This window comes from Pseudobdellovibrio sp. HCB154, assembly GCF_046267985.1.
In the GTDB taxonomy this organism is placed as follows: domain Bacteria; phylum Bdellovibrionota; class Bdellovibrionia; order Bdellovibrionales; family Bdellovibrionaceae; genus Pseudobdellovibrio.
The window spans coordinates 2,244,124-2,271,078 of sequence record NZ_CP176530.1; the positions used below are offsets into that span (position 1 = coordinate 2,244,124).

Annotated in this window: 27 protein-coding genes; 8 read left to right on the forward strand and 19 right to left on the reverse strand. The window is 39.2% G+C overall.

The features are described from left to right. Nucleotide 1: 1 nt before the first annotated feature. From ACKWCF_RS10885 to ACKWCF_RS10900, 4 genes are read right to left on the reverse strand one after another with little or no spacing between them, the layout of a single operon-like run. Entirely contained in the window at nt 2-1,021 is a 1,020-nt protein-coding gene (locus ACKWCF_RS10885) for a P-loop NTPase fold protein (protein ID WP_409477615.1), read from the reverse strand. Nucleotides 1,022-1,034: 13 nt separating this feature from the next. Beyond that, nucleotides 1,035-2,747 carry a type IV-A pilus assembly ATPase PilB gene (gene pilB, locus ACKWCF_RS10890; protein WP_409477616.1) on the reverse strand — a complete coding sequence of 571 codons (1,713 nt, stop codon included), beginning with the start codon at nt 2,745-2,747 and terminating at the stop codon, nt 1,035-1,037. Nucleotides 2,748-2,797: 50 nt separating this feature from the next. Further along, complete coding sequence (locus ACKWCF_RS10895) at nt 2,798-3,532, reverse strand: hypothetical protein (RefSeq protein ID WP_409477617.1); 735 nt, start codon at nt 3,530-3,532, stop codon at nt 2,798-2,800. Next, entirely contained in the window at nt 3,529-4,458 is a 930-nt protein-coding gene (locus ACKWCF_RS10900) for a bifunctional riboflavin kinase/FAD synthetase (RefSeq protein ID WP_409477618.1), read from the reverse strand. The genes ACKWCF_RS10895 and ACKWCF_RS10900 overlap by 4 nt, the downstream gene beginning before the upstream one ends. Nucleotides 4,459-4,497: 39 nt before the next feature. On the opposite strand from ACKWCF_RS10900, the gene ACKWCF_RS10905 reads away from it, so the two are divergent. Both ACKWCF_RS10905 and ACKWCF_RS10910 read left to right on the forward strand, forming a co-directional pair. After that, entirely contained in the window at nt 4,498-6,312 is a 1,815-nt protein-coding gene (locus ACKWCF_RS10905) for an ATP-binding protein (RefSeq protein WP_409477619.1), read from the forward strand. Nucleotides 6,313-6,361: 49 nt separating this feature from the next. Beyond that, on the forward strand, nt 6,362-7,789 hold the full coding sequence (locus ACKWCF_RS10910) for a sigma-54-dependent transcriptional regulator (RefSeq protein WP_409477620.1): 1,428 nt from the start codon (nt 6,362-6,364) through the stop codon (nt 7,787-7,789). A 1-nt stretch (nt 7,790) separates the two neighbouring features. On the opposite strand, the gene ACKWCF_RS10915 is transcribed toward ACKWCF_RS10910, so the two are convergent. The 14 genes from ACKWCF_RS10915 to ybeY form a co-directional block, all read right to left on the reverse strand. Beyond that, complete coding sequence (locus tag ACKWCF_RS10915) at nt 7,791-8,105, reverse strand: hypothetical protein (protein ID WP_409477621.1); 315 nt, start codon at nt 8,103-8,105, stop codon at nt 7,791-7,793. Beyond that, complete coding sequence (locus ACKWCF_RS10920; protein WP_409477622.1) at nt 8,102-9,145, reverse strand: glycosyltransferase family 9 protein; 1,044 nt, start codon at nt 9,143-9,145, stop codon at nt 8,102-8,104. The genes ACKWCF_RS10915 and ACKWCF_RS10920 overlap by 4 nt, the downstream gene beginning before the upstream one ends. A gap of 2 nt (nt 9,146-9,147) precedes the next feature. Then, on the reverse strand, nt 9,148-10,212 hold the full coding sequence (locus ACKWCF_RS10925; protein WP_409477623.1) for a DUF3108 domain-containing protein: 1,065 nt from the start codon (nt 10,210-10,212) through the stop codon (nt 9,148-9,150). Next, nucleotides 10,209-11,081: a lysophospholipid acyltransferase family protein gene (locus tag ACKWCF_RS10930; RefSeq protein ID WP_409477624.1), complete on the reverse strand. Its 873-nt coding sequence runs from the start codon at nt 11,079-11,081 to the stop codon at nt 10,209-10,211. The genes ACKWCF_RS10925 and ACKWCF_RS10930 overlap by 4 nt, the downstream gene beginning before the upstream one ends. Then, nucleotides 11,053-12,033, reverse strand: a complete 981-nt coding sequence (lpxK, locus tag ACKWCF_RS10935; protein ID WP_409477625.1) for a tetraacyldisaccharide 4'-kinase — start codon at nt 12,031-12,033, stop codon at nt 11,053-11,055. The genes ACKWCF_RS10930 and lpxK overlap by 29 nt, the downstream gene beginning before the upstream one ends. Next, nucleotides 12,030-13,205, reverse strand: a complete 1,176-nt coding sequence (gene lpxB / locus ACKWCF_RS10940; RefSeq protein ID WP_409477626.1) for a lipid-A-disaccharide synthase — start codon at nt 13,203-13,205, stop codon at nt 12,030-12,032. The genes lpxK and lpxB overlap by 4 nt, the downstream gene beginning before the upstream one ends. Continuing rightward, entirely contained in the window at nt 13,205-14,122 is a 918-nt protein-coding gene (locus tag ACKWCF_RS10945) for a Gfo/Idh/MocA family oxidoreductase (protein ID WP_409477627.1), read from the reverse strand. The genes lpxB and ACKWCF_RS10945 overlap by 1 nt, the downstream gene beginning before the upstream one ends. A 1-nt stretch (nt 14,123) precedes the next feature. Beyond that, nucleotides 14,124-14,942 (reverse strand): acyl-ACP--UDP-N-acetylglucosamine O-acyltransferase, encoded by an 819-nt coding sequence (gene lpxA / locus ACKWCF_RS10950; protein WP_409477628.1) that lies wholly within the window; start codon nt 14,940-14,942, stop codon nt 14,124-14,126. 24 nt (nt 14,943-14,966) lie between these two features. Further along, a complete protein-coding gene (locus ACKWCF_RS10955) occupies nt 14,967-15,488 on the reverse strand; it encodes an OmpH family outer membrane protein (RefSeq protein WP_409477629.1) in 522 nt (173 codons plus the stop codon). Nucleotides 15,489-15,534: 46 nt separating this feature from the next. Beyond that, nucleotides 15,535-17,925, reverse strand: a complete 2,391-nt coding sequence (gene bamA / locus ACKWCF_RS10960) for an outer membrane protein assembly factor BamA (protein ID WP_409477630.1) — start codon at nt 17,923-17,925, stop codon at nt 15,535-15,537. Between the two features lie 20 nt (nt 17,926-17,945). Then, nucleotides 17,946-18,614 (reverse strand): ABC transporter ATP-binding protein, encoded by a 669-nt coding sequence (locus ACKWCF_RS10965; protein ID WP_409477631.1) that lies wholly within the window; start codon nt 18,612-18,614, stop codon nt 17,946-17,948. Beyond that, nucleotides 18,615-19,841 carry an FtsX-like permease family protein gene (locus tag ACKWCF_RS10970; RefSeq protein ID WP_409477632.1) on the reverse strand — a complete coding sequence of 409 codons (1,227 nt, stop codon included), beginning with the start codon at nt 19,839-19,841 and terminating at the stop codon, nt 18,615-18,617. Nucleotides 19,842-19,858: 17 nt separating this feature from the next. Continuing rightward, nucleotides 19,859-21,011, reverse strand: a protein-coding gene (gene prfB / locus ACKWCF_RS10975; protein WP_409477633.1) for a peptide chain release factor 2 whose coding sequence is annotated in 2 segments (ribosomal slippage) — nt 19,859-20,929 and nt 20,931-21,011 — 1,152 coding nt in all. Because the reading frame shifts where the segments join, the coding sequence is not laid out codon by codon here. Between the two features lie 23 nt (nt 21,012-21,034). After that, nucleotides 21,035-21,475 (reverse strand): rRNA maturation RNase YbeY, encoded by a 441-nt coding sequence (gene ybeY / locus ACKWCF_RS10980; RefSeq protein WP_409477634.1) that lies wholly within the window; start codon nt 21,473-21,475, stop codon nt 21,035-21,037. Nucleotides 21,476-21,490: 15 nt separating this feature from the next. Between ybeY and mazG the strand changes: the two genes are divergently transcribed. Continuing rightward, entirely contained in the window at nt 21,491-22,288 is a 798-nt protein-coding gene (mazG, locus tag ACKWCF_RS10985; RefSeq protein WP_409477635.1) for a nucleoside triphosphate pyrophosphohydrolase, read from the forward strand. On the opposite strand, the gene ACKWCF_RS10990 is transcribed toward mazG, so the two are convergent. Then, on the reverse strand, nt 22,285-22,932 hold the full coding sequence (locus tag ACKWCF_RS10990; RefSeq protein WP_409477636.1) for a hypothetical protein: 648 nt from the start codon (nt 22,930-22,932) through the stop codon (nt 22,285-22,287). The genes mazG and ACKWCF_RS10990 overlap by 4 nt on opposite strands. Before the next feature lie 425 nt (nt 22,933-23,357). On the opposite strand from ACKWCF_RS10990, the gene ACKWCF_RS10995 reads away from it, so the two are divergent. The 5 genes from ACKWCF_RS10995 to ACKWCF_RS11015 all read left to right on the forward strand — a co-directional run bounded on the left by ACKWCF_RS10995 (nt 23,358) and on the right by ACKWCF_RS11015 (nt 26,944). Next, complete coding sequence (locus ACKWCF_RS10995; RefSeq protein ID WP_409477637.1) at nt 23,358-24,461, forward strand: hypothetical protein; 1,104 nt, start codon at nt 23,358-23,360, stop codon at nt 24,459-24,461. A 49-nt stretch (nt 24,462-24,510) separates the two neighbouring features. Then, on the forward strand, nt 24,511-25,089 hold the full coding sequence (locus tag ACKWCF_RS11000; RefSeq protein WP_409477638.1) for a PilZ domain-containing protein: 579 nt from the start codon (nt 24,511-24,513) through the stop codon (nt 25,087-25,089). A 66-nt stretch (nt 25,090-25,155) separates the two neighbouring features. Continuing rightward, nucleotides 25,156-25,875: a MotA/TolQ/ExbB proton channel family protein gene (locus ACKWCF_RS11005; protein WP_409477639.1), complete on the forward strand. Its 720-nt coding sequence runs from the start codon at nt 25,156-25,158 to the stop codon at nt 25,873-25,875. A gap of 26 nt (nt 25,876-25,901) precedes the next feature. After that, a complete protein-coding gene (locus tag ACKWCF_RS11010; protein WP_409477640.1) occupies nt 25,902-26,450 on the forward strand; it encodes an ExbD/TolR family protein in 549 nt (182 codons plus the stop codon). A 2-nt stretch (nt 26,451-26,452) separates the two neighbouring features. Next, a complete protein-coding gene (locus ACKWCF_RS11015; protein ID WP_409477641.1) occupies nt 26,453-26,944 on the forward strand; it encodes an ExbD/TolR family protein in 492 nt (163 codons plus the stop codon). The last annotated feature ends 11 nt before the right edge of the window (nt 26,945-26,955 follow it).

Here is a 26,955-nt window from a genome sequence, read left to right on the forward strand (position 1 = left end):
TCTACAACCCCATTCTCTTTAACTGCGTATCTAAATCATCCGGAGCATCAGATGTCGCAAATGCTGATTTCACATCAATACGTCGGCGCACTAAGGCTTGAATGATTGATTGGTTTAAACTTTGGAAGTATTTTTTGAAAGCTTCGCCTTCATGCTGTTTTTTAAAATCAGCAAAAGACATTTTGAATAAATCTTCTTTAAAGCCCGGTTGTGCTACGAAAAATTCGTGAACAGCACCTTCTTTGATACCGATCACTTTTTGATAACAAATGCTGTTTAGCACCTGATAAAATCGGCGTGCTAAATTTGTTTGAAAACCGATTTGTGAAATAATCTGCTCTAAGCAGTTTTCTACAGATAAACCAGAGATCGTTAAATAAACTGAACGGCCTTCTTCACAAAGCTTGATCCATTTCTCCCAGTTCTTGATGCTATTAAAATCAACGACGAATTGATCTATACCATCATAAATTGGGTGATGCGCTTCCCACGAAAGAGTTTCTTCAGAAAGGTGAATTAACGAATCAATATTTAACATTGAAAGTGTTGAAAAATTACCGTGAACGGCAATCAACTTCGGAGAATCTTTTTTGATTTCAGAAATAATATCTTTTAAAAGCGATGATTTACCTTGGCCGCGCTGACCTGTCACAATAAATAATCCACTTGTTTTTTTAAGTGAATCCCAGAAAACCGGAGACTGGATATACTGGCTTAACTCAAAATTTGGAATAACGCTAAAATACGCCTTTAAACAGTCTTTGTGCTCAGTGAATGAAAACATCCACTGTTGATCAGACGATTTGTAAACTCCTCTGACAAAACCTTTAGTTTCCAGAGTTAGTTTATCATTGTTTTGTAGGCATAGGTCTTTAAGGTCTTCCCATTCAGAAAAACCTAAACTCTCTTTATCGATTTCCAGCCATTCATTTTTTACTTTCGCAATAGTTTTATGACCCAGTCTGAACTGAACCTCTAAAGCGGAAGCATCTCTTACTTTGGTTAAAATCTTTTCAATCATGATGCCTTATCCTCTAGTCGTCTCTCACAGATGTATTTAAAACTTCATCAATTGTTGTTTGTCCGCGGGCTAACTTTAACAAACCGCTTCGACGTAATGTACGGAAGCCTAAGTCCTTGGTTAACTTACGCAGCTCTGCTGCAGAAGCATTTCGTAAAATCGCGTCTTTGATTTGTCCAGTCACTGGCATTAATTCGTAAATCGCTAAACGGCCACGAATACCCGTGTTGTTACAGTTCGAACAACCACGTCCACGCATTAATTGAAATCTTGGAATATCAGCTTTGCTGACACCTAAATTTAACAGCGTTGTTTCAGGAACTTGAATCGGTTCTTTACACTGGTCACAAATTTTACCCACAAGACGCTGAGCTACGATTAAGTTCACTGTCGAAGAAATTAAGTACGGAGCTACGCCCATTTCAGTCAAACGAACAACTGTCGAAGGGGCATCGTTCGTATGAAGCGTACTTAAAACTAAGTGACCTGTAGAGGCCGCTTTGAATGCGATCTCGGCCGTTTCTAAGTCACGAATCTCACCCACCATGATGATGTCTGGATCTTGACGTAAGAACGCGCGAAGTGCAGAACTAAAATTTAAATCAATATCAGGATTCATCTGAACCTGATTGATCCCTTCAAGATTGAACTCGATAGGATCTTCCGCTGTTGAAATATTCACATCGGATTTATTTAACTCAGATAACGCCGAGTAAATTGTGGTTGTCTTACCGGAACCGGTAGGACCTGTGATCAACACCATCCCTTGCGGAAGGTTCACACAATTTTTGAATAACTTTAAATCGTCTTCCTCAAAACCAAGTTTGGTCATGTCGAGTTGAAGATTCGATTTATCTAGAAGACGCATAACCACTTTTTCGCCCCACATGGTCGGAACGGTGTTCACACGAAAATCCATTTCTTTATTTTCTTTGGCGATATTGATTTTCAAACGGCCGTCTTGGGGGCGGCGTTTCTCGGCAATATCCATTTTAGACATAATTTTAATACGGGCTGCAATCGCAGGCCCTGAAGATGCCGCAGGAGCAGCCACTTCTAATAACGAGCCGTCAATACGAAAGCGCACACGGAAGTTTTTCTCATACGGCTCTAAGTGGATGTCTGAAGCACGTCTTCGCATCGCTTCGATCAAAATACCATTCACGAATTTTACGATAGGCGCTGAACCGATTTTACTATCAGCCTCTTCACTCACTTCAGTCGAAGTGCTCTTCATGTCGATGTCGCCGACATCGTCTCCGCCTAAAGTTTCGTCTTCGTTGAATTGCTGTTCATTTTGTTTAAAGGCTCCGTAGAACTTTTCAATCGCGGCAGCGATCGAAACATCCGTCGCCAGAACCGGCTGCACTTTACACTTCGTTAAGAAACGGATTTGGTCACGAATCTCAATGTTTGCAGGATCAGCAAAGGCCACGACAAGCGTTGTTCCCGCCTTGGATACAGGAATAACATTGTTCTTGTCACAGAACTCGCGTGGCACAAGTGATAAGGCTGACGATTCAATTTCAATTTGACTTAAATCAACACCCGGAATTCCATATTGCTTTTCTAAGGCGCGAAGAATTTGTGAATCTTTTAGAATTCCGGTATTTACGATAACAGAACCAAGTCGAGCTTTTGTCTTAGCTGCCTCACTCAATGCAGCTTGCAACTGATCCGGACGGATCAGGCCTTGACGTGTTAGAATTTCCCCAAGCTTCGACATAGTATAAGTCTATCGAAGGTGACATTTTTTGTAACTGGACCTAGGAACGGTTATTTATGATTTTTTTGAAAAAATCGATATTTGTGTAAATGAAATTCGACGGAATCCAACACCCTTAGCGAGGCCTTTTCAGCTTCAGTTGACAGAGTATCATTCAGGTAATTTTGCGAATCAAAAAAGATCGCATTTTCAGCCAAAAAATTAAAGTAAGTTAAAGTTTGCACCAGCTCGGGAAACTCATTCAAATCAAAATCAATCACTAGTAAGCTTGCAAGTTCAGCCACATCAGACATTTCATCTAATGTTAACTGCTGTATCTGCACATTAAACAAATGTTTTTGCGCACTTTCGATCTGCTCCTGGTACGAAATATTATTCGGAGAAATTAAATAAATTTTATTAAAACCAAGTTTTGCTAAAGCCACAGCATAGGTAATTAAAAACGAATAACCGCCCACTAAAACCGCGTTTTTAGCTATATCCAGTGTGATATGTTTTGATTCTAAAAAACTACCGAAAGCCATCGAACTTAATTGAATCGGCTTAAAACCTTTAAGGTCTCTAGCAAAAGCATCAACCGCTTTCGTTGACTGAATCTGCCAGTCTAATACCGTAGTCCCAGAAAGAATCGATTGTCCTTGTTGTTCTGAAAGTTCAATCAGGTCAAAATCAGAGTGAAAAAGTTCTTCATCACTCATTGGCTCGAAATGAATCTGGATATCCGGAGCATTTAGTTTTTCACTCAGTTCAGCGGCACCTAAGTCAATCGAGCGGTAAATTTTCATAGCTGAAAAAACTTTCTCGCCTCAGAGATATCATTATAAATTTGGTGCTTCAATGCATCTACGCTTGAGAATTTCATTTCATCACGGTGAAAATGCTGAAGTTCCACTTTAATTTGCTCGCCGTAAATTTCTTGGTTGAAATCAAAAATATGAGTTTCAACTTTTAAGTAAGAGTTTGTGCTTTCAAAAGTCGGATTATAACCGATATTGGTGATTGATTTAAAAATTTTATCGTTCCAATAAACCGTTGAAAAATAAACACCTTTACGAGGAATAAAATCAATATCAGGGCTCACGTTGGCTGTCGGTACACCTAGCTGGCGACCACGTTTAAAACCAACACGCACCGGTCCGCGAATATAATATTTGCGGCCCAAAAATTTCTCGGCTTGTTCTAAATTTCCATGCTCTAAAAGTTTACGAATCACAGACGACGAAACCACCTGCCCGTTTTCTTCTAAAGCGCTAACAACTGTTAAGCCAATTTGGTTTTTGTGACAATAGTCACGTAAGAAATCGATACCGCCCGAACGGTCTTTTCCGAAGTTAAAATCATAGCCTACGACAATGTGTTTAGGCTTAAAATAGCGGTTGATATACAGATCCAAAAATTCATCAGCCTGCATAAGAGAGAAATCTTTTGTAAATTTTTCCTCAATAAGAAAATCAACCCCCAGAGCCTCCATGCGTTCAGCCTGGTCTTTGTAGTCAAAAAGTCGATGAACCGGAGTTCCCGGGTTTAGCAAAACACGGGGGTGCGGCTTAAAAGTACAAACTACAGAGGGTACATTGTACTCTTTACCCTGAAAAACGAGCTCTTTTAAGAGTTTCTGATGTCCCAAGTGCACACCATCGAAGTTTCCGACGGTCAAAACCGAGCCGGTCAAATGAGGGAGTGATTGGTCAACGGTACGAATCCATTTCATGGTTTAAATATAATCTAAATCGTGCTAGTTTTGCAACGCGTGAAAGACAATATACTCAATTGGTTAAAATGGACAAATAGCAAGAAAGGCTTTTGGAGCAGAGCTTTGCTTTGCTGGCTATTTTCTATCGTTCTTTTAAAGTTTGATGAAGTCGACCTGTACGATAGTCGGTTTAAAATTCGCGGGGCCCAGCCCGTAACCAAAGAGATTGTTTTAGTCACAATTAAGCCCAGCGACTTTGTTAAGATCTTTGACCTTAAGACCAACTCGATCGTGAACATGAACGAATCCCAAGATGTGACCGATAGCTTCTTTTGGGATCAAAAAATTTGGTTTCAAATGCTTTCGCAAATTTTAAATCAAAAACCACAAGCTGTGGGGGTGACGTTATTCTTTGGCGAAAACATCGGTGTGACGCGTTTAAATTCTCAAGAGATTATCGTTTTCAAAGATCCGAAAATTACCTGGGCTACCAACACCAGCCTTTTAGAAAACATGTCACTTCCGTTTGCAACACTGCCCGACCGTTCCAACATTGCTCACATCGAAGTGCTTCGCGATGAAGACGGCATCGTGCGCCGCCTTCAAGATAGCCGTGGCTTTTTACAAGACATCTCTCATGCCATCGTAGACAGCACACGTAGAAGTAAAGACTCACTTTCGGTAATCAACTACCGCGGACTTCACCGTTTTAAAACTGTGGGCTTACAAAAAGTTTTACGTGGCGATCTGCCAAAAGATTTTTTCAAAGATAAATTAGTTTTTATCGGCACAGAAAGAACGATCAACTCACAGGTTCTTACACCACTTGGAGCTATGCCTAAACATGAGTTCTGGGCTCAGGTGACTGACAACGTTTTAGAAAAGCGCTTTATTAAAAAAGGTTACACCTGGATTAACTCGCTCATGCTTTTAGTATTAACGATTATTGCCGTACTTGTAATCACCCACTTTCCGCAAGCCGTTTCGTTATTTATCTTTTTCTGGATCGGAACAATCTGGTCAGCGTTTTCAATTTGGGTCTTTGATACTTTCAATCTTTGGATTCCGTTAGTTAGTCCGCTGGTGTTATTAATTTTAATCTGGGTTTTATATATCGGCTATCACGCCCTACGCATTGAAAAAGCGCATGCTGAACTTCAGCAAGAACAGCGTTACTTGTCTGATCTAGAGCAGTTAAAAAATAACTTCATCAGTCTAATTTCGCATGATTTAAAAACACCGATTGCCAAAATCCAGGCTGTCGTTGACCGTTTAGATGCTGAAAAAAATATTCCAGATCACATGCACGAAGATTTTGGAAATTTAAAAATTTATTCAGAAGAATTAAACCGTTACATCCAGTCGATCTTAAAAGTTCTTCGTGTTGAATCACGTGATTTTCAAATTTTAAAAGAAGTGGCTGACTTAAACGAAGTGATCGAAAACGTTGTCGAGCGCCTTAAGCCCGTAGCTAAAACTAAAAACGTAAATATTGACCTGACATTAGAACCGATGTTTTTGATCGAGTTTGACGTAACCCTTATGACCGAAGTGTTTTTAAATCTGGTTGAAAATGCGATTAAATACACATCGGCCAACGGTCAGGTCTTTATCCGCACAAAAGAAACCGACACCGAAATTCTGATTGAAATTCAGGATACTGGCGAAGGAATCGCGGGTGAGGACCAATTACACATCTGGAAAAAGTTTGTGCGTGGTAAAAATCAGGATCAAAAAACTAAAGGAACCGGCCTTGGTTTATACCTGGTTAAATACTTTATTGAACTGCACGGCGGAAATATTACGTTAAACTCAGAAGTTGGCAAAGGAACGACGTTTTATGTTCGACTGCCGATTGATCCGGTACTATAATTTTTATTGATAAAGGGCTCGCGGCTTTAAGCGCGACAGGGAACAAGTTATGAAACTGAACACACTTATCGTTGATGATGAACAAGAACTACGCAAATCAGTTGCGAGTATTTTGCAGAACTCTATTCCTGATGTGACTTTTAATATCACTGAAGCGTCGAATGGCCGCGAAGCTATTGATTTAGCTAAAAAAGAATTCTGGGATCTAATTTTAATGGACGTAAGAATGCCTGAGGTTGATGGCCTTGAAGCTTTACGCCAAATCAAAGAACACGATCCACGCACTTTCGTGGTGATCATGACGGCACACTCAAACTTAAATGACGCCGTTGTCGCGATTAAAGATGGCGCTTACGATTATGTTGAAAAGCCAGTAAGCCCTGAAAAATTAACGGCCATCGTTCGTAAAAGTATCGAAGCCCATGACATGATCACTGAGTTATCAGCTTCTAACCCGATTTTTGACGACGATATCGAAAGTGAAATCGTTGGCCAAAACACAAAAATGAAAGAAGTGTTCAACTTAATCTACAAACTTTGCAAAGTAGATACGACAGTTCTTATTCGTGGCGAAAACGGAACTGGTAAAGAGTTAGTAGCTAAAGCTATTCACTTCAACTCTCCTCGTAAATCAGGCGCCTTTGTGGCGATTAACTGTGGTGCGATTCCTGAACATTTAATGGAGTCAGAATTATTCGGTCACGAAAAAGGCGCTTTCACAGGTGCTATCGAGCGTAAAATCGGTAAATTTCAATTAGCCAATAACGGCACATTGTTCTTAGACGAGATCGCTGAACTAAAACCTGAAATGCAGGTGAAGTTACTTCGCGCTCTGCAAGAAAAGAAATTTACTCCGGTGGGTTCAAATCGCGAAGTTAAAACGAACGCGCGTATTATTGCGGCCACGAATAGAAACTTAGAAAAAATGATGGAAGACCAAGAATTCCGTGAAGATTTATTCTATCGTTTAAATGTGATGCCGATCTTCTTACCACCATTACGTGAGCGTTCTGATGATATTCCTGAGTTAGCGTTAAACTTCTTAGAAAAATTCTCAAAATCACACGCCAAACAAATTCACAGCATCGCTCCAGATGTTTTAGATTTAATGAAAACTTACCGTTGGCCAGGTAACATCCGTGAATTAGAAAACGTGATTGAACGCGCGTTTATCGTTGAATCCAGCCAAGTGATGACAACAGCAAGCTTACCGGAAAATATCCGCAACGCCGCTGGAGCAAAACCTGCCGCTGCGATAACAACTGCAGTTGGTGGAGTAAAAACCGAAGCTCCTGCCGCTGGTGGTGCTTTAGATTTCGAATTATTTAAAGAGCAGGCCGAAAAAGATTTTATCATCAGCGCGCTTAAAGCGAACAAAGGTAAGATCAACCAAACTGTGGCTCAGGCAAATATTCCGAAAAATACGCTGCTACGTAAGATTCGTAAGTACAATATCAACGTTAAAGATTTTTCTTAAATCAGTTAGGAAAGCGAAGCTGGCACTGCCCGGCTTCGCATTGAGCTTCTTTTACTTTTGCATCTGACATACAAGCCCCAGCCACCGCACAAGTTTGCGGATCATCAAATTTTTGCCAAGGCTTCGTTTTTTTATAAAGATCTAAAAACTTTTTATTAATCGCTTTTTTCGTCGATCCACAGCAGTGGCTGTACAGCACGATCACACAGTCGCTATCGCTCTTACACTGTGTGATATCAACTTCTTTCGCCAATGGCTTTGTCGCAAAGGCGTTCACAGCCAAACTTAAAATAACTGCAAAAATTAATGTTTTCACGATTGTGCCTTTAAAACTTTTTTTGCTGAATGAAACACATGCTCTGGCATAATTTCTTTCATACACTTGTGATGCCCTAACGGACATTTATGATGCCCATGCAGACCACACGGCCTGCATTCGAGACTGCGGTTTTCAATCACTATGCTTTTATCTTCCCATGGTCTAAAACCCAAATTCAAGGTTGTCGGCCCGAAAATAGCGATCACCGGAGTTCCAACACTTGCCCCTAGATGCGATGGTGAAGAGTCGTTTCCGATAATTAAATCGCACGACTTTAAAAAATCGATTGAATCAACCAGCTTCATTTTACCCGCCAGCATTTCTGCTTTTGGATTTCTACCTTGAATTTCTTGGCATAAAGAAGCCTCATCAGGGCCTCCCATAAGGTAAACCTGATAGCCTTCATTTAATAACTTTTCTGTAAGTTCAGAGTAATAATTCACCGGCCATTTTTTAGTTTCCCAAACAGAACCCGGAAATAACGCTATTTTTTTATGAGTATTAAACGCATGCGTTGGCACATGCATCGAGAAAAACTCTGGAATAGGTTTAAATCTTCCTTCTTGGTCAGAAAAATTTAAATAACTCCAATCCTGTTCATTGATTTTTTCAGCCGTCTTTGGGTCAACAGGGGCTAATAAAGCCATCTGACGAATAGCATCTGGCAAAGCTTTTAAATACTTTACACTTTCACTAAAAAATAAAAAATTAAGCCCTTGAGAAAAACCAAATTTCTTTTTGGCTTTAATCTTCCAGGTAAAAAGCGCCGAACGCAGTGATCTGTGCAAACAGAAAACATTTTCAACCGCATGCGAGTTAATTTTTTTAACGGCATCGTTGTAAGAGGCTTTATCACCCTTATTGACCGTAATCAGCTCGTCAATAATATTTAGTTTCAACAGATAATCTGCGACACCTTTTTTGGCGACAAAGATTACTTTATCATTCGGGTACAGCGCTTTAAGCCTTTTTAAAAAAGGAATAGATAAAAATACATCACCGATAAAGGCCGTCTGCACGACCACATGATAAGACATTATTATGACCCTGGTTCGATCTCGATCACTTCAGACACTAAAGTGCCGATTTTGATTTTAGCTTCGATTCTTAAAATATATTTACGGTCATCATCCGAAAGCCAGATAAAGATATCGCCCGTTTGCGATAAAGCCCCGCGTGAGACGATACTGGCTTTAATTTTAACCGCATTAAATTCACCGGCTTCAGTTGATAATTTTTCTTTACCGACGAAAGTTCCCGTAAATACTATATTTTTTTTATCTTCGGCCACACGGAAAGAAATTTGTTTGCCTTCTTTCCAGTTAAATACACGCATATAGAAAATACCGCTGAAGGCATTTTGTGAAAAAGGTAAAATATCCCAAGTGTATTTCTTTTCTTCTTCACCGCTTTTTTCAGTGTATTGTTTTTCCCAGTAGTTGGCTGTTAAAGTGTCATTATTAAAATACGACTGGGCTTGTTTAAGTTTGCCTGTTTCTTTGATGTTAATTTTTAAAACGTGCGGCACCAGTGATTCATAATCTAAAAAAGTATTTACGGTATCATCGACCGAATAAAAGCTAGAAAAAATACGGCTTGATTCTAAGCCTACAAAAAAATTGTAGCTTTTACGGTTATTCACCTGCGCAAAAGGTTTTACTTGCATGGTTAAGGTTCCAGCTTGTGCTGAAAAATAGCTAACTTCATGAACAACTTTTTCACCAACTTTAAATGGATCTTTTAGCGGTCGACGAGAAGCCCCTTCAAATCCATCGTTATCTTCAATTTCAGGCTGACGTTTTGTTGATTTGGCAGCTGTTTTAGCATCTGCTTTTTTAGGTTTAGCTTTCGGCTCTTCTTTTTTAACCGCAGTTTTTTTAATTTCTTTAACCGCTGTTGTTGCACTGACTGCAGACGTTTTTTCTTCAGCTTCAGTTTTCGCAGCCTCTACTTTAGCAGGCTCTTCTTTGACAGCTTCTTCTTGAATTTTAACTTCACGTTCAAACTCTTCGTTCTTAAAAAACTTATCTTCTTTATCGTATTTTAAAAAACTGCTCGAGCAGCTAAAAAGGCTGAATAACAAAACTAAGCTGATAATTCTCATTCGAAGTCCTTCCAACGTCTATGCACCCACATCCACTGTGCCGGCCAACGTTTTATGATACTTTCTAAGGCTGCGTTAAAACGATTCGTAATAATTCGTTGAGCTTCCAGTTTATCGTCTGTCGGCACATCGTCAATTTTAACTGCAGGATCAATACCTATATGCAGCTTATTGGCTTCATCCCAATAACTGTACAGTGGCAACACTGGAGCTTTTGTCTTTAGCGCAAACAAAGCTAGACCATAGGCGGTACCCGTCTTCTTACCGAAGAACTCGGTCTCGATGCCATAAGGTTTACCCATAAATTGATCGAGCACAAAAACTATGGCTCGTTTTAAGCGAAGCGCTTTTAAAATCTCGAAGGCATTATTCTTACCATGGGCATCGATAAATTCTGTTTTTGACTTGGTACGTAGTGAAAACCAAAACTCATCGGCAAAAGGGTTACTAAATCTTTTTGAAATTAGACTTAAAGGAACAATTTTTTCACTCATGATAGCCGCACCTAAATCACCGCCCCCTAAATGCAGCGTAAGAATAAAGAAACCTTGATCCTTGGGCAGATTTTCCAAACCATGAAAAATTACATTTTCATTAATCCATTTTTCGCTAACGTACGGAACCCGCGCCAAATCGACGATCCCTCTGGCTAATACATAGATGCTTTTTTTCATCCACTGTTTTTTGGTTTCATCTGCTGTTCCCGGAAAAGCAATATCCATATTTGAATAAACAACTTTTCTACGAAGATTTAAAACATCTACCCACAACCAAGCAATAAATTTGGCAAACAGTGTGTTAAACCACCAAGGAAGTAAATGCACGATAAAGGCATAAGTGCTACTTACTAATCTGGCTAATTTTCGCATTTAACATATCCTTATCTTGAGTCGAAAACTGAAGTTTTAATTCAATCGCGCGGGTTTGCGCACGCAGTTCAGAATTAGTAATTTTAACCAGGTCTTTTTCAGTGGCACACAGAACACTTCCGGTATATTTATTTTGCCATTGTTTTAAAATGTCTTTTTGCTCTGATTCTGAAAACGAATGATGATCCGAAAATTCTAAGTGATTAACAACAATGTAACCTGATTTTTGTAAGTTAGCTTTTAACTGGCCAGGGTTACCGATGGCCGAATACACGAAAAGTTTTTTACTCTCTGTATTCACAGTTGAAATAGCCTGCGATTCGATAAATGGGTGTTTCTTGGCCGATAAAAATTCTTGAAAGAACTTTAAAGTTTCAGAGTGAGCATTATTAGTTTTTGTTAAAATCACTAATTGTGATCTAAAAACCTCTTCTAAATCTTCACGTAAATGCCCCAGCGGAAGCAAACGGTAATGCGACATCGGCTGTGAAACATCAATCAACACGATGTCTAAATCGCGTTTTAAAGTCCGGTGTGAAAACGCATCGTCAACAATCACCACGTCTATTTTAATTTTATTAAACTGGTAGTACTCCAGAGCAAATTCAACAGTGTCTGTCTTATGTGGTCCACTCCATACTTTAACAAAGGGAGCCATTTTTTTGATTAAACACGGCTCATCGCCATACATAAACGTGTGTTTTAAATTTTCTTCAGTCACTTCAGCGGGCTGTGGAAGTTTAGCTTTATAACTTTTAGAAACGACCAGAATTGATTTATCTTTAAGTAAAGAAATTAACTCTAAGACAACCGGAGTTTTTCCCGTACCACCGGTTGTAAGATTCCCGACCGAGATCACCGGAATATTAAAAGCCTGTGGCTTAAACCAGCCCTTTTCATAAAAAAGATTTTTCGTATCTACAACTAAACGGTAGGGATTTAAGTATTTCATAAGTACTTAGCTAACGCCTGACCTACGCGCTGAGTAGCCCCAACATCACCCAGTTTAAATTGCAATTGCGCAAGCTTTGCAATGGTCGCTTTTGTATAAGCCTCATCGTTAATGTATTTTTCAAGTAATGGGATAAGCTTGTCAGTGTCAGCAGCGCTTTGCATACGCTCTGGTACAACTTCTTCATCCATAATCAGATTCACTAAACCAAAAAAGCGAATACCACGAACAAGCAGTTTTCCGATAACGCCCGTGATCCATTTTAAACGATACATGATCACCATTGGCTTTTGCAGTAAACCCACCATTAATGTGGCTGTACCCGATGTTGCTAAAATATAATGAGCCAGCGAAATCATTTTATTTGGATCATCTTGCACTAAGATGTACGGCATTTTGTAATCTAATTTTTCAACGACAAAATCAGTGATGTATTCTTTAGTTAGCGTAGGAGCGACTAAAATCATAACCCGTAAAAAATCGTATTTCTTAGCCAAAGCACGCGCCACTTCAAGTTGTACACCGAAGTTAAGTTCGATTTCACCTTTACGTGAACCCGGCATTAAAGCTAAAACTCGTTCATTCGGAGTAATACCGTATTTTCCGCGCGCTAATTCAATTTGCTGTGGATCTAATAGCTTAGGGTCAAGATCTTCTAACAGCGGATGCCCGACAAATTCATAGGGCACTTGATGCTGTTCATAGAAATCTTTTTCAAATGGAAATAGTAAAAATACTTTGTCGCAGTATTTTTTAATGTCGAAAATACGACCTTTTCTCCAGGCCCATACTTGCGGCGAAATATAATAAAATACCTTAATCCCATGTTCACCGAGCTTTGTTTTTAAAGTTTTAGCTAACTTTAAATTAAAATCTGGGTAATCCATTAAAAGTAAAAACTTAGGCTTAATGCGGATAGCTTCTTCGACTAATCTTTCAAAAACGGCTTTGAGATCTTTGTAATGCGCAATCACTTCCGCAATACCCACAACAGCCATTTCTTCAGATTTACCTAAACGGCGCATGCCGAAATCTTCCATGGCTTGTGAGCCCACACCGGAGATTTCGACATCGATATTATTTTCTTTCCAGTACTTCATAAGCTTAAGTGCATACGTTGCACTCGAAGCTTCGGCGGCCACCATCATGATCTGTGGCTTCGGCGTCGTCACTATTTGATCTCCGCTAAGATCTTTTCGATATTGGCTAAGGCAAGACTTGCTTCATCACCTGTGATCGCCACTGGAACTTCTTTTTTTACCGCGCGGATAAAATGATTAATCTCAAGATTTAAAGCATCTACTTTTTCGATGTTGAACTTTTCTGTCTTATAGAATGGATCATTAGCTTCGCCCGTTAAAATTTCACCTTCAAGTGTAGCTGTATTTACATAAATTGTACGGTCTTGTTGAACCGCACGGTAATTACGAACAATCGTTGGATTTAAACGTGAATTATTGATTGTCACCTGTACGCCAGATTTTAACTGTAAACGCACAGACACATCATCGATCGTATCTTTAATAAACTTATGGCCATAGACCATAAATTTCTCAATGTCAGAATTAAATAAGAACTGCACTAAATCTAAATCGTGAATCATTAGATCGTGAAGCACGCTCACATCAGCGCCACGGGCGCGAAACGGAGCTAAACGGTTGATTTCAAAGTATTTTGTCTTCGTCGCTGAATCTTTAACGATTTTATACGACGGATTAAAACGTTCAATGTGCCCTACCGAAAAAATCACATTGTTTTTCTTAGCTAAAGCTGAAAGCTCGTAACCTTGCGCTGCTGTGGCTGCGATCGGCTTTTCAACTAAAGTCGGAATATTATTTTTTAAAAAGAAAGCCGCTAAATCATAGTGAGCTTGGGTAGCTGCTGCAATCGTTACGAAATCTACTTGTGAAGGAATTTCTTCTAACGATTTAAAAGCTTTAACACCTAACTCACCGGCGATTTTTTCAGCCTGAGGTGCATACTGGTCAAAAACACCAACCAATGTTGCGTTCTCAGAACCTTTTACTTTTTGGGCGTGAAAGTTACCTAAATAACCTACACCAATAACTGCACCTCTAAGCTTTGCCATATTACTCTTCTATCCCTCCGCCAGAAGCATTCTGACGGTGAATTGCGATACCGCGTTTAGATGATTTTACGAAATGCACTAAAGTCGCGATATTTTCTGAAGGTTTACATTCACTTTGAATACGCGCTAAGGCTTCATCAACCGTGCCTGACCCCATGATAATAATACGAATCGCTTTATGAACATTCGCTACTTCTTCTTTTGAAAAACCTTTACGTAAAAGACCTACTTTATTTGTCGCACGAACAACGGCGTAGTTACCTTGCGCGCGTGAAAACGGCAGAATGTCTTTATTGACGATTGAAGAACCAGCCACGAATGAATAACGGCCAATTTTAGAAAATTGGTTAAAGGCGCAAACCCCACCAATAACTACATTGTCTTCAACTTCACAGTGACCACCGAAGTGCGAGTTATTCGCAACGATCACGTTGTTACCGATTTTGCAATCGTGCCCTACGTGCGAGTACGCCATAAAGTAGCAGTTATTACCAATTTGCGTAATACCGTCGCCTTTTGACGTCGCTAAGTTGAACGTTGTGAATTCACGAATAACGTTGTTATCACCGATAATTAATTTTGTAGCTTCATTTTTGTAACTGATATCTTGTGGAGGTCCACCGATCACAGCGCCTGGAAGAATGTGGTTATTCTTACCGATTTCAACGATACCGTAACGAGATCCGATCGTGCAGTGACCTTCAATAAAAGTGCCTTTGCCGATTTTTACGTGACCTTGAATATTACAGTAAGGCCCGATCTCTACATCTTCTTCTAACTTCACGTCGGCCGAAATGACCGACGATGGATGAATTTTCATAAATAACTCTTTGGATTCTTAAAACTATTTCTCTTTGTCGAAAGCAGTTAATACATCGTTAGTAACGTTAACTTCAGACGCTGCGTAAACTACGATTGGAGTTGCTTGACTAGATTGAATAACCATAGAAAGACCTTTGTCTTTAGCTACTTTTTCGATGATTTTTTTGATTTTATCAACGATTGGAGCCACTAAATCATTTTCTTTTTTAGCTAACTCAGCTTGAGCTTTTTGCGCACCTTGGTTGAATTTCATCATTTCTTCTTGAAGTTCTTGAGCTTTTTTACCGAAAGCTTCTTCAGATAAAACTGAACGTTTTTTCTCGATATCTTCACGCATTTTTTCTACGTCAGCTTTTTTCTTTTCTAATTCTTTGTTTTTCTTTTCTTGGTCTTTTTTTAAGTCTTCGAAAGCTTTTTTACCGGCTTTAGAATTTTTGATAACTTCTTGTACGTCTACATAACCCATTTTGAATTCTGCGTGAGCCGACATAGCAAACATCATTACTAAAGCTGCGATCATAGTTGTGAACATGTTTTTTTTCATTTTTATCTCCTTTAAAAAATAAAAGTTTGTAAATTAATTTAAATTATTAGAACGGAGGTCCGATCGAGAACTCAAAATTCACCGAATCTGAGTTAAACTCGTCTGTTTCCATTGGCCAGCCCCACTCGAAACGTAAAATCCCTAGTGGTGATTTCCATCTAAAACCAATACCTACGTCACTTAAAAATTTCGATGAAACGATCTCGTCTTCAGCTTGACCGATATCGTAGAACGCTACACCACTTAAACCCGCTTCTTTAATAAGTGGGAATTGAAGCTCAGTTTGAAATAAGACTTGTTTTGTACCACCGACGATTAAGTTCGAAAGCCTTTGGCGATCAGCTTCTGAAATCCCTTCGCGGTAGAATGGCGAACCTTGTGTTCCAATTTGTTGGTAACGTAACGCTGAATACACACGTTTACCTACGCCCGATGAACCAAAACCGCGCAGTGTATATGGACCACCTAATTGGTAAGTTTCAGAGAACGGAACTGTTCCACCTTTTTCTAACGGCTGGATGTTTGAGTAAGAAATATTATTTCTCCACACCACATCCCAGAATAAGTTATGAAAGAATTTAAAACGCGTTGAAAATTCTTGGTATTTTAAATCGCCACCAAAACCTGTGCGCTCATAACTAATATCAGTATAGATACCTTTTGACGGCTCAGCACGGTCATTACGTGAATCGTATTCTAAAGTTGTTTGAATAGCTGATGTCACACCGCGAGCCGTATCTAATGGAAAGATCAACGGGTCAGTGTTTTCATTATCGAATAACTCAGTTTTATCTAAACGGTATCTCACATAAGCACGCGTGTAATCACCGTACACCGGGTGACCAAATCTTAAGTTACCACCCGCTTTACGGATGTCGTAGTTAATACGTGCTTTATTTTCGATGTAGAATAAATCAAAACCTGAAGACCATTTTGTGTCTAAGAAGTACGGGTCAGTTAAACCTAATTTATAATCCTGACGGTTTTTCGAGGCATCAATACGCGCTTCTAAAGACTGACCAAGACCGCGGAAGTTGTTTTGCTGAATTGATCCACCAAGACTGAAACCTTGTGTGTTACCGTAAGCTGCCGTTAACTGGATTTGCCCGGTGTTACGTTCTTTAACCACGATTTCGATATTTAACTGATCTGGTTTTTCTGGAGGCGTGCTTGTTTTAAAGTTCACTTCTTCAAAGAAACCTAAACGTTGGATATTTTCTTGTGATAAACGTTTACGAGTTTCGTTGTAAAGCTCACCCTCTTCGATTTTTAATTCGCGGCGAACTACTTTATCACGCGTTTTGCTGTTACCAGAAACGATGATATCGCCGAAGTAAACTTTGTTACCTTTTTCAAATTCAAACACTAAATCAACTTTTTTGTCTGAATCACGAAAGTTGTAACGAGGAATAACGTTGGCAAAAGCGTAACCTAAGTCACCGTACTTCGCTTGAAGGTCAGTGATATCTTTACGCATAACTTCAACCGAGAAGATGCCGTTATCTTTGATTTTTACCGCATCATAAAGCTCAGATTTCGGAAATAATAAATCACCCGAAAAATCAACTTCACCTACATAGTACTGTTCACCCTCTTCGATGTGATAAGTGATGTAGATTGATTTTTTATCTGGAGTTACAGTCACTAACGGACGGTCGATCTTAACTTGTAAAAAACCTTGGTTCCAATAGATGTATTTTAAAACTTGAATGTCTTGGTCAAACGCTTCTTGTTTGAAAGAACCAGAGTTTGACATACCCGAGAAAAAGCCCGCTTCTTTTGTGAATAAACGGTCTTTTAATTGGTTGTCTTTTAACTGTTTGTTACCGATGAAAGTGATTTTTTTAACTTTCACTTTATCGTTTTCAGTGATCACAAATTTAACACGAACAGTTTCACCCGCCGTGATGTCTTCAATCACCGGTTCGATCTTAACTAGGTAATAACCTTTTTCTTCGTAGTACTTTAATAACTTATCAATCGCTGTTTGAATTTTAGCGTTGTTAACGACTTCAAAAGTTCTTAAGCCTGACTGAGTTTCTAGATCTTCAGTTTTAAGTTCTGATTGGCCTTCAAATACGATTTCAGCCACCACAGGTTTTTCTACGATTTTGTAGATTAATTTTAATCCTTTAGCTGTGTTTTCTTTTAAAACTTCAACCTGGATAAAATAAGTCATCGCAAATAAATTTTGGATATCTTGTTTTACGTTTTGTGGATCGAACTGCGCGCCAACTTTAGAAACGATCTTTCCTAAAACCGCATCTTTTTCGATTTTTTTAAGACCAACAACTTCGATTTCAGCGATCGTTTGTTTGGATTGGGCAGCCGATGTTTTTGGAGCTTGCGCCGACGCAACCTGAACCATAAAAATGCCCATGGTGAACGTCGTGATGAAGAATAAAAAGTTCAGTTGTTTTAATAAGTTATTTAACACCAGAAAAGGCTAGCTAGACTTTAGTTTGATGTCAAATAGCCATCTTTCATGCGGTAGATTTTCGAGAACGCCTGCGCAAATTGCAGATCATGCGTTACGACAATCAAAGTCAATCCGAGCTTTTTTTGCAACTCAAAGAATAGCCCCTGAATTTTAGCCGAATTTTCTGAATCTAAATTACCTGTAGGCTCATCTGCTAACAAAATGCGCGGATTGCGAATTAAAGCTCTCGCAATAGCCACTCTTTGCAGCTCTCCACCACTTAATTGGTTCGGATAATGGTCAACACGATCACGTAAACCCATAAACTCTAACCACTCTAAGGCTTTTTGTTTGGTCTCTTCTTTGGGTTGTTTAGCCAATAAACCTGGCAACATGACGTTTTCTAAAGCACTTAGCTCATGAATTAAGTGATGAAACTGGAACACAAAACCCATTGTCTCGTTGCGAAATAAAGCTAACTCATCATCTGATTTTTCAAATAAAGAAGCCCCTTCAAAAAGCACTTGGCCTTCAGTGGGACGATCTAAAGTTCCTAAAATTTGCAAAAGCGTAGATTTTCCCGCACCCGATGAACCCAGCAAACAAACCGCTTCACCTGCTTGAATATTTAAATCAACCCCGCGAAGAACAGAAACATGTGAAGCACCAGTTATGTAATTTTTAGTTAAACTTTGAACTTGAATCATCTAGTCCTCCCGTAACCCTTCAACCACTGTTAGTCGGCTACCTTTACGGGCCGGCGGATAAGTGGCTAATAAGCACGCTGTTGTTGTGGCGATAAAAATAAAAAAGAAATCAATCCAACTTAAACGAATATCAATGCGGTCAATTTTATAAACTGAACCTGAAATCAGAGTGTACTGCGATTGTAAAAACATAAAACCTTGCGACAGCAAATAGCCCACAAAAAAGCCGCACAAACACCCAAGACAAGCCACAAATAATCCCTGCATAACAAAGATAATTTGAATATTTCTTTGCGTAGAACCTAAAGCCTTTAAAATCGCGATATCTTGGTAACGTTGGCGAATTAACACATACAATGTGCTCGAAATATTAAACGCAGCTACAACCACGATTAAGAACACCACAAAGAAGATCACAACACTTTCGTATTTGACCGCTTTGAATAAGTTTTTATTCACTTCATACCAGTTTAAAACTGCGTATCTAGAACCTAATTCATTTTCAATTTTATGAGATAATTCGGGGGCTTTTTCTGAATCTGCAATTTTAACAAAAGCTCCGGTATAACGATCACCAATTTGAGTTAACCCTTGAAAATCCGGAAGCTGTGATAACACTAATCTTTCGTTCCAATCATTTTTACCAAAATCTAAGATCGCCGCGATTTTAAAAGCCTGAGCTTGGCGTTTAAAATTATCGTCTTCAAAAGGTGTAGCTAAAGACACCGCTAAATAAACTTCATCGCCTAATTTTAAACTATACCGTTTTGCTAAACCTTGGCCAATCGCCACAGTTCCTGGAGCTGAATTTAAACTGCCTTCACGCACCCGTGAATTTAAATTTAAAATTTCGCCAACTTGCTCAAAATCAAAACCTTGAATTAAGACGCCTGAAACTTTTCCCTTAGAGGCAATAACCGCTTCGGTATAAGCAAACTTGGCTATTTTTTGAATGCTCGGGTCAATTTTCTGAATTTCTGCAGAAAACTCATCCCAACTTTCAATTAATTTTCCTTTTTTAATAATTTGAATATCACTGGTGACATCGATCATGGCTTGCTTAAGAGAACTTTCAAAACCGCGCATCACCGACATGCTGGCCACAAGAGCTGCTACACCTAAAACTAAACCTAAAAAAGATAATGGTGCTGATCCGCCGAATAGAATTTGTTTGTTAAATAACAAGCGTCCCGATAACCAGAATTTAAATTTTAAATCTCTAAACATGGCAATCACCTCCGGTGCTATACATCCGTATCACCGTCGGCGTTTTGCCCCAGAGTTCCGTGAATTTGGGCTTTTAAATACGCCATAATAAAATCAGAAAACTCGCCGTTCATCACTTTATCAACTTGGTTTGTGCTATAACCTGTGCGGTGATCTTTCACCATTTGGTATGGATGCATAACGTAAGATCTGATTTGCGAACCCCACTCGTTGGCTTTTTTCGTAGAATTCATCGCGTCTTTTTCTTTGTTGCGTTTTTCTATTTCTTTTTCATAGAGCGCCGCTTTAAGCATTTTCATCGCTTTTTCACGGTTTTGCACTTGCGAACGTTGCTGCTGCGAAGCCACCACAATACCTGAAGGTTTATGGCGAATACGCACGGCTGAATCTGTTTTATTTACGTGCTGACCACCGGCACCTGATGAACGATATGTCTCTACTTCGATATCCTCAGTTTTAACTTCGATCTGAATATCATCATCCACTTCGGCCCAGACAAACACTGAAGCAAATGAGGTGTGGCGTCTGGCATTTGAATCAAACGGAGAAATACGCACTAAACGATGCACTCCCGATTCAGCTTTTAAATACCCGTAAGCATATTCACCAGAGATAAGTAGCGTGCAAGATTTGATCCCTGCGCCCTCACCTTCGGTCATATCTAAAACTTCACAGCGATAACCGTTTTGTTCCGCATAGCGTGTGTACATACGCAGAAGCATTTCAGCCCAGTCACAGCTTTCTGTTCCACCAGCTCCCGAGTTGATCGAAAGATAAGTGCTGTTCGCATCAAGCTCACCACCTAAAACTTTTTGTAATTCTAGTTGCTCGCCGATTTTACGAACTTCGTTTAATTCTGATTTTACTTCTTTAAATGAATTTTCGTCATGACCATCAACGGCCATTTCTAAAAGAACTTTGGCGTCTTCTAAACGGTTGAAAAATTGATTCCACTCCGCAAAAGCTTTTTCTAACAAAGTTTTTTCTTTATTTAATTTTTGCATTTCGGCAGGTTTTGTCCAAAGATCTGGATTTTCTGCCGCCATCGCTAATTCTTCGAGACGTTTTTTCTTGCGATCAAGGTCAAAGATACCCCCGAAGCTCTACAGAAAACTGATCAAGTTCTGCAATATGTTTTTTAACTTCGGATAATTCTGTGACAATAGACATGCCACTTAGTCTAGAGTGATTTTCTACGCTGTCAACGTCTCAAAGAGCTCATCTTGAATGCGAAACATCAGCTTTTCTTCTTTGGCAGAGAGCTCGTGGTCATAGCCTAATAGATGCAAAACGCCATGAATAAGCATGTACAAAAATTCGTTCTCCAAAGAGTGCCCTTGCTCTTTCGCTTGTTTTTTTAGCACATCAAGACAAAAAAGCAGTTCACCTAATGACCCGGGCTCTACAGGAGCAAAACTTAAAACATCTGTTGGCTTATTTTTACCACGAAACTGTTTATTTATTTTTTTCATCTGCGCCGAATCTAAAAACACTAAAGTGATACCCTTAGATTTTAAAAGCTTTTGATTGCGCACTTTAGTTTTACTTAAACCACGGATCACCGCATCCAAATGTTTTTGAATTTTTTTAGCGTGTGTTAGGTTTTTTGACTGATTGACAACAAGAGCTTCCATATTTTCAAATACAGCATGCCAATTCCTCCAAAAAACCTCAATGAATTTTCTTCGCTTTTACAACTTATGCGTGATTTACGTGGGCCCGATGGCTGCCCGTGGGATAAAGAGCAAACTCATCTCTCTTTAGCCCCCTATGCCATCGAAGAGACCTTCGAGATGGTTGAAGCTTTAGAAAAACAAGATGATGCTGAATTTTGCGAAGAATTAGGTGATGTGCTTTTTCAGGTAGTTTTACATGCCCAGTTAGCCACAGAAAGAAAAGCCTTTGATATTAACGATGTGATTAAATCCATCAGCGAAAAGTTAGTACGCCGTCACCCACATGTGTTTTCTGAAGTTCAAGTCAGTGGCGCCGAGGAAGTCATTAAAAACTGGAACGAAATTAAAGCTAAAGAAAAAGCTGGCAAAGTAAAACCGGTGTTTAGCCTGCCTAAAGGTTTACCAGCCCTACCGACGGCCGAAAAAATCGGAAGCAAGACCGAAAAATTAAAATTTGATTGGGATACCCCACGCCAAGTACTAGCGCAGTTAAAATCTGAAATCGCCGAACTTGAGGTTGAAATGAACCGCGCTGAAATTGATAACGGTTCCCTAGATCATGAAATGGGTGATGTGTTATTTTCGGCTGCGCAATTAGCTCGTCATTTAAAAATTGATGCTGAATCATCTTTACGCCGTACAAACTTACGTTTTCAAAAAAGATTTAATGCGATGTTAGCTGATTGTGATAATAACGTTGATAAATTCACTGCTCTTCCCCCGGAACAAAAAGAAGAGCTTTGGAGAAAAGCTAAAAAAGATTTAGCTTAAGACGATTTTTTAGATTTAGCTTTTTTAGCTGGAGTAGCGGCAGGTTTCGCAAGTCGCTCTTTCATTTGTGCTTCTGATTCGTAATACACAAACTTAGCACTTAAACCTTCAAGCATCTTATGCAGGGTTTTAGCATAGGCATTCTTAGTTTGATTACGACAAGCCTTATATTCACCCGTTAAAATATCAAACTTCTTACACGGATCAAGGGCAGCTACACACTTCAGAGTCAACTCTGAATCGACTTCGTTTTTATCTTTACCCGCATACTTCTCTGAATATTCGTCAAAGCCATCTTTTTCGCGGTTAAACCATTTACGGTCGATTAAAGACCAATTGTATTTATCTGAAAAAAAGAAGTTTCCTAACTTTTTCTGAGGATCAATGTATCTGACATTGGCGCCGCAGATGAATTTGACTTGCTCATCCATCACCTTCATCGAATTTTTAACACTGACAGCAGCCGTTTTTTTGGCTTTATCAAATGGAAAGTACATTTCTTTTCCAGGTAAAATTTTGATGATCGTTTGATGCTCTAAAATATCGTACTTCTCGAGAGCGTCCGGAAGTATAACTGTGGCTTTTTCCTGCGCCCAGAGCTGAAGTTGCGAAAATAATATTAGCGTCATGATGAGTGGTTTCATATTTACGTCCTTACACTCTGTAATTTTCGGCGAAAAAACACAGCGTTTTAAGTCTAGCTTGCGGAAAAGTGCGCACTTTCTGGTTGCAGAATTTCATTTTTACAAAAATTTATTCTTAGTTTTTCTGTCTAAAGTTTTATCGAAAAAACCAACTCTGAAATTTACTAAATTTTAACTTGTGGGGTTTCCTTCATATACTGTTGAAGAATTTGACGCATCAAAAATTTTTTTTGATTAAAAAAATTATTTTTTTCAGTGTTTTTCAGCATTTAGCGTGTCTCATTTTAGCTCGGCAATTTTTTTTCATGAGAAAAAATCACTACTTACGCGTTCATTCGCTGTTCGTTTACGGCTCTTTTATCCTGATTTCGTTGATTTAACTAAAACAGATCATCGGACGATAATTTTGATGTAAGGAGAACACAATGTTCTTAAGCCAAACGAAACTAAAGATCGCAAAAAAACTAATGTTAGCTACTTTAGCAATGAGTGCTGTAGCGTGTGACAAGGGCGGCGGCTCTTTCTCAGTTCTTTCTGATAATTCGCAATTTAAGCAAAACGTAACATTCACACCACGCAAATTAGACGTTCTCTTTGTGGTAGATAATTCAGGCTCGATGGCAACATCACAACAAAGTTTAGCGAACAACTTCCCGTCGTTTATCGATAAATTTATTGATAAAGGTTACGACTTCCGTATTGCGGTAACAACAACTGATGCTTTCTACGGTGATCAGTTTGTTTCTAACGGTTGTTCAATTTGTAATGTTGAACAAACTCGTTTTCGTTCTGGCGTAAATCCTGCGGTGTATGTGATTGACCGTGCTGATTACGACTTAGCTCAAGCTGGCGAAGAAGCGCGTTTAAAAAGCGATTTCACTTTAAATGTTAAAGTAGGTACTTCTGGTTCTGGTGACGAGCGCGCGTTTTCAAGCTTTAAAGCGGCGTTATCATCTAGCTTAAATGTAGGCTTTCACAGACCTGATGCTTTCTTAGCTGTGGTTATCGTTTCTGACGAAGAAGATTTTTCTCAATCAGAATATACAATGAATGAAAGCTACTCGAACCCTAACCTATTTTCAGTAGCCTCTTATAAAACTTTCTTAGATGGTTTTACAGGTGGCGTAGCTTCTCAAGACTACTCAGTATCAGCGATTTCAATTTCAGACCAAGCTTGCCGTGACCAATTAGCCGGAGGTAGCGGTGGTGCGCAAAAAGTTGCTATTCGTTACAATCAATTAGTTGATTTAACTGGTGGTACAAAAAATTCTATCTGTAACCCATTCGATCAAACTTTAGATAATATCAGTTCACAAATCATGACTGAGCAAAAACCAGTGTACACGCTTGATAAAAAACCAATCATCGCTTCAATTCGCGTGGTTGTTGATGGCGTAGTGGTTCCACAAAGCAGCACTGATGGTTGGTCTTATGATGCCGTTGACAACACAATTACGATCAATGGTTTAACTTACAAACCAGGTGCAAACTCAGCGATCTCAATTAATTTTGACCCGGATTTAACTTAATAATTTTTAACGAATAGAAATTAAAGAACAAGAATAAGGAAGAAACAAAATGGCGCAAATCGAAAATAACTGGTATGTGTTAATGGGCGAACAAAAATACGGACCGTATGAATACAAGTCTATCATCAACATGATTCAGACTAACCAGTTAATGGATTACAATTACGTGTGGGCTCCCCACTTATCTTCATGGACTCAAATTCACCAATTAGAAGATTTCAGCCGCGATCGTTTTATTAATATTTTAAAAAACGAATCAGAGGCTGGAGTTGTTAATGCTTTCCTTAAACGTGAACACACCCGTACAGATGTTGATGTTCCTATTATGGGACACAATCACCAAAGATTCTTTGATGGCCAAATGGTCTCAGTCTCTAAAGTGGGTGCTTTATGCCTTTTAAACTCGCCTTTAATCCAGGTGGGTGACCGTCTTAAACTGCATGTTAAGTCTGATGAAAAAGACTCAGTGCCGTTTAATGTCGAGTGCGAAGTAATCAGAAAAAACTTTTCAAAACAGCGACTTAACTCAAAATCTGGCCTCTATTATGCGGTACGTTTTCACGATATTCAACCAGTGGGAGTGCAGACAATCCAGACCTGGATACAAGCACCGGAAAAGTCCGCATAACCGCTTGGAATTAACCAAGCACTAAATTTTAGAAATTAAAACGAAAGAAAAATTTACGGAGGATTTATGGTAACAGAAATTTTAGGTTTTATTAAGGATTCAGGAGTGGTCGGTTGGACGATTCTTGGTACTGGCGTAGCAGTGGGTGCTCTAGTTGTAGAACGTTCACGTGCTCTTTACTTTCACTATGGTATGAATGTGGATGCCTTCACAGGTAAAATCCACACACTAGTTTTATCTAAAAAAGTTGATGAAGCTATCGTGACTTGCGCACAAATGGAAGATAAACCATTAGCACGCGCTTTCAAAACGATCTTAGAAAAAGCTGATCGTGATGATGAAACGATTTTCCAAGCTCAAGATATCGCGATGTCTGAGTGTGTACCTCTTTACACTAAACGTTTACACTACTTATCAATGTTAGCCAACGTGGCGACATTACTTGGTCTATTAGGTACGATCCACGGTCTTATCTTATCGTTCCAAGCAGTAGCTCAAGCTGACCCTGCAACAAAACAACAAATGTTAGCCAACGGTATCGCAGTATCGATGTATACGACGGCATTAGGTCTTGCGGTTGCGATTCCAGCCATGGTTCTTTATTCGTTCTTAATTTCTCGTCAAAATGAGTTACTAGAGCAATTACAAGAAAAATGCTCGAAATTAACTGAAACATTAACAAGCAGTTCTATCCCAGGTCTTGCTAAAAACCATGTATATCCAGACGTAGCTAACGCTCCAGCTGGTGCGCAAGTACCTCCATCGCATTCATCTAAAGCTTCTTAATTAGAAGCTTTTTAGGAGAGAACCTTATGGGTAAACGTTTTAAACTACAAATTGACCGCAACGCTGAGTTCGAATTGGACTTGGCGCCGTTACTTGCGGTGATGGTAAAACTTGTACCGGTTCTGTTAGTGTCATCGGCCTTCGTGCAAATGATGATTATCGAAACTGAACTGCCACAAGTTGTTCAAGATGCTGTAAAAAAACAAGAAGCTGATCCAAATGCCGCTTCAATTTCTGTGACTGTAACTAAATCAGACGGTGTGAAAATCACATTAACTGAAAAAGGCCAAGCACACGTTGAAGTTGTTGGTTTAAATCAAGAAAAACAGATCGACTACCCGACTTTACATGCTAAATTTGTGGCACTTAAAAAGAGCCATCCGGCCATTTTTAAAATCGACATGCAGCCCGAGGGCGATGTGGCCTACAAAGATGTTGTAAAAGTTATGGATGAAGCACGTAAAGCGCGTGAAAAGGATCTAAGATTTCCTGTCAAAGACGAAAAATCAGGTAAAGAAACAACTACTGAGTATATGTTTCCTGAAATCGTATTTGGCAACACAATGGATGGTTAATTATGGCTGGAAGAAAAAGATTTGAAATTCCTATTAAGAAAAATCAATCGTTCGGTCTGAATATTACGTCAATGACAGATATGTTCACGATCTTACTAGTGTTTTTATTACAAAGTTTCGCTGCCGGCGAAGTGCAAATTGACCCGGTACAAGGCGTCCGTCTTCCGCAGTCTTCAACGGAGAAAAATCCGGTAGATGGTGCGAAATTATCGGTTTCTGGCACTGAAATCAAATTCGACCAAAAAGTGGTAGCTTTGATTAAAGACAACCAGGTTGATAAAGCGGCTTTAGATGCCCATGATAACCAATTCATTAAGCCACTTTTTGAAGAACTTAAAAAGTTAAATACAGACAACGAAAAACTGGCAAAAACAGGAAAAGTGCTACTACAAGCAGACGAAAACATTCCTTATGCGACTTTACGTAAAATTATGTATACCGCATCTATGGCAGGTTTTCCGAACTTAAAACTGGTAACAACTGTGAGTAACTAACTATGACGACA

Bases quoted from the DNA above. Each gene is read 5' to 3' on its own strand.
- mazG (WP_409477635.1), top strand. From the start codon at position 21,491: ATGCCAATTCCTCCAAAAAACCTCAATGAATTTTCTTCGCTTTTACAA.
- ACKWCF_RS10955 (WP_409477629.1), bottom strand. From the start codon at position 15,488: ATGAAAAAAAACATGTTCACAACTATGATCGCAGCTTTAGTAATGATG.
- ACKWCF_RS10885 (WP_409477615.1), bottom strand. From the start codon at position 1,021: ATGATTGAAAAGATTTTAACCAAAGTAAGAGATGCTTCCGCTTTAGAG.
- ybeY (WP_409477634.1), bottom strand. From the start codon at position 21,475: ATGGAAGCTCTTGTTGTCAATCAGTCAAAAAACCTAACACACGCTAAA.
- ACKWCF_RS11010 (WP_409477640.1), top strand. From the start codon at position 25,902: ATGGGTAAACGTTTTAAACTACAAATTGACCGCAACGCTGAGTTCGAA.
- ACKWCF_RS10895 (WP_409477617.1), bottom strand. From the start codon at position 3,532: ATGAAAATTTACCGCTCGATTGACTTAGGTGCCGCTGAACTGAGTGAA.
- ACKWCF_RS10900 (WP_409477618.1), bottom strand. From the start codon at position 4,458: ATGAAATGGATTCGTACCGTTGACCAATCACTCCCTCATTTGACCGGC.
- ACKWCF_RS10930 (WP_409477624.1), bottom strand. From the start codon at position 11,081: ATGCGAAAATTAGCCAGATTAGTAAGTAGCACTTATGCCTTTATCGTG.
- ACKWCF_RS11005 (WP_409477639.1), top strand. From the start codon at position 25,156: ATGGTAACAGAAATTTTAGGTTTTATTAAGGATTCAGGAGTGGTCGGT.
- ACKWCF_RS10910 (WP_409477620.1), top strand. From the start codon at position 6,362: ATGAAACTGAACACACTTATCGTTGATGATGAACAAGAACTACGCAAA.
- ACKWCF_RS10995 (WP_409477637.1), top strand. From the start codon at position 23,358: ATGTTCTTAAGCCAAACGAAACTAAAGATCGCAAAAAAACTAATGTTA.
- ACKWCF_RS10925 (WP_409477623.1), bottom strand. From the start codon at position 10,212: ATGAGAATTATCAGCTTAGTTTTGTTATTCAGCCTTTTTAGCTGCTCG.
- ACKWCF_RS11015 (WP_409477641.1), top strand. From the start codon at position 26,453: ATGGCTGGAAGAAAAAGATTTGAAATTCCTATTAAGAAAAATCAATCG.
- ACKWCF_RS10970 (WP_409477632.1), bottom strand. From the start codon at position 19,841: ATGTTTAGAGATTTAAAATTTAAATTCTGGTTATCGGGACGCTTGTTA.
- ACKWCF_RS10945 (WP_409477627.1), bottom strand. From the start codon at position 14,122: ATGGCAAAGCTTAGAGGTGCAGTTATTGGTGTAGGTTATTTAGGTAAC.
- ACKWCF_RS11000 (WP_409477638.1), top strand. From the start codon at position 24,511: ATGGCGCAAATCGAAAATAACTGGTATGTGTTAATGGGCGAACAAAAA.
- pilB (WP_409477616.1), bottom strand. From the start codon at position 2,747: ATGTCGAAGCTTGGGGAAATTCTAACACGTCAAGGCCTGATCCGTCCG.
- ACKWCF_RS10920 (WP_409477622.1), bottom strand. From the start codon at position 9,145: ATGTCTTATCATGTGGTCGTGCAGACGGCCTTTATCGGTGATGTATTT.
- ACKWCF_RS10990 (WP_409477636.1), bottom strand. From the start codon at position 22,932: ATGAAACCACTCATCATGACGCTAATATTATTTTCGCAACTTCAGCTC.
- ACKWCF_RS10965 (WP_409477631.1), bottom strand. From the start codon at position 18,614: ATGATTCAAGTTCAAAGTTTAACTAAAAATTACATAACTGGTGCTTCA.
- lpxA (WP_409477628.1), bottom strand. From the start codon at position 14,942: ATGAAAATTCATCCATCGTCGGTCATTTCGGCCGACGTGAAGTTAGAA.
- lpxK (WP_409477625.1), bottom strand. From the start codon at position 12,033: ATGAAATACTTAAATCCCTACCGTTTAGTTGTAGATACGAAAAATCTT.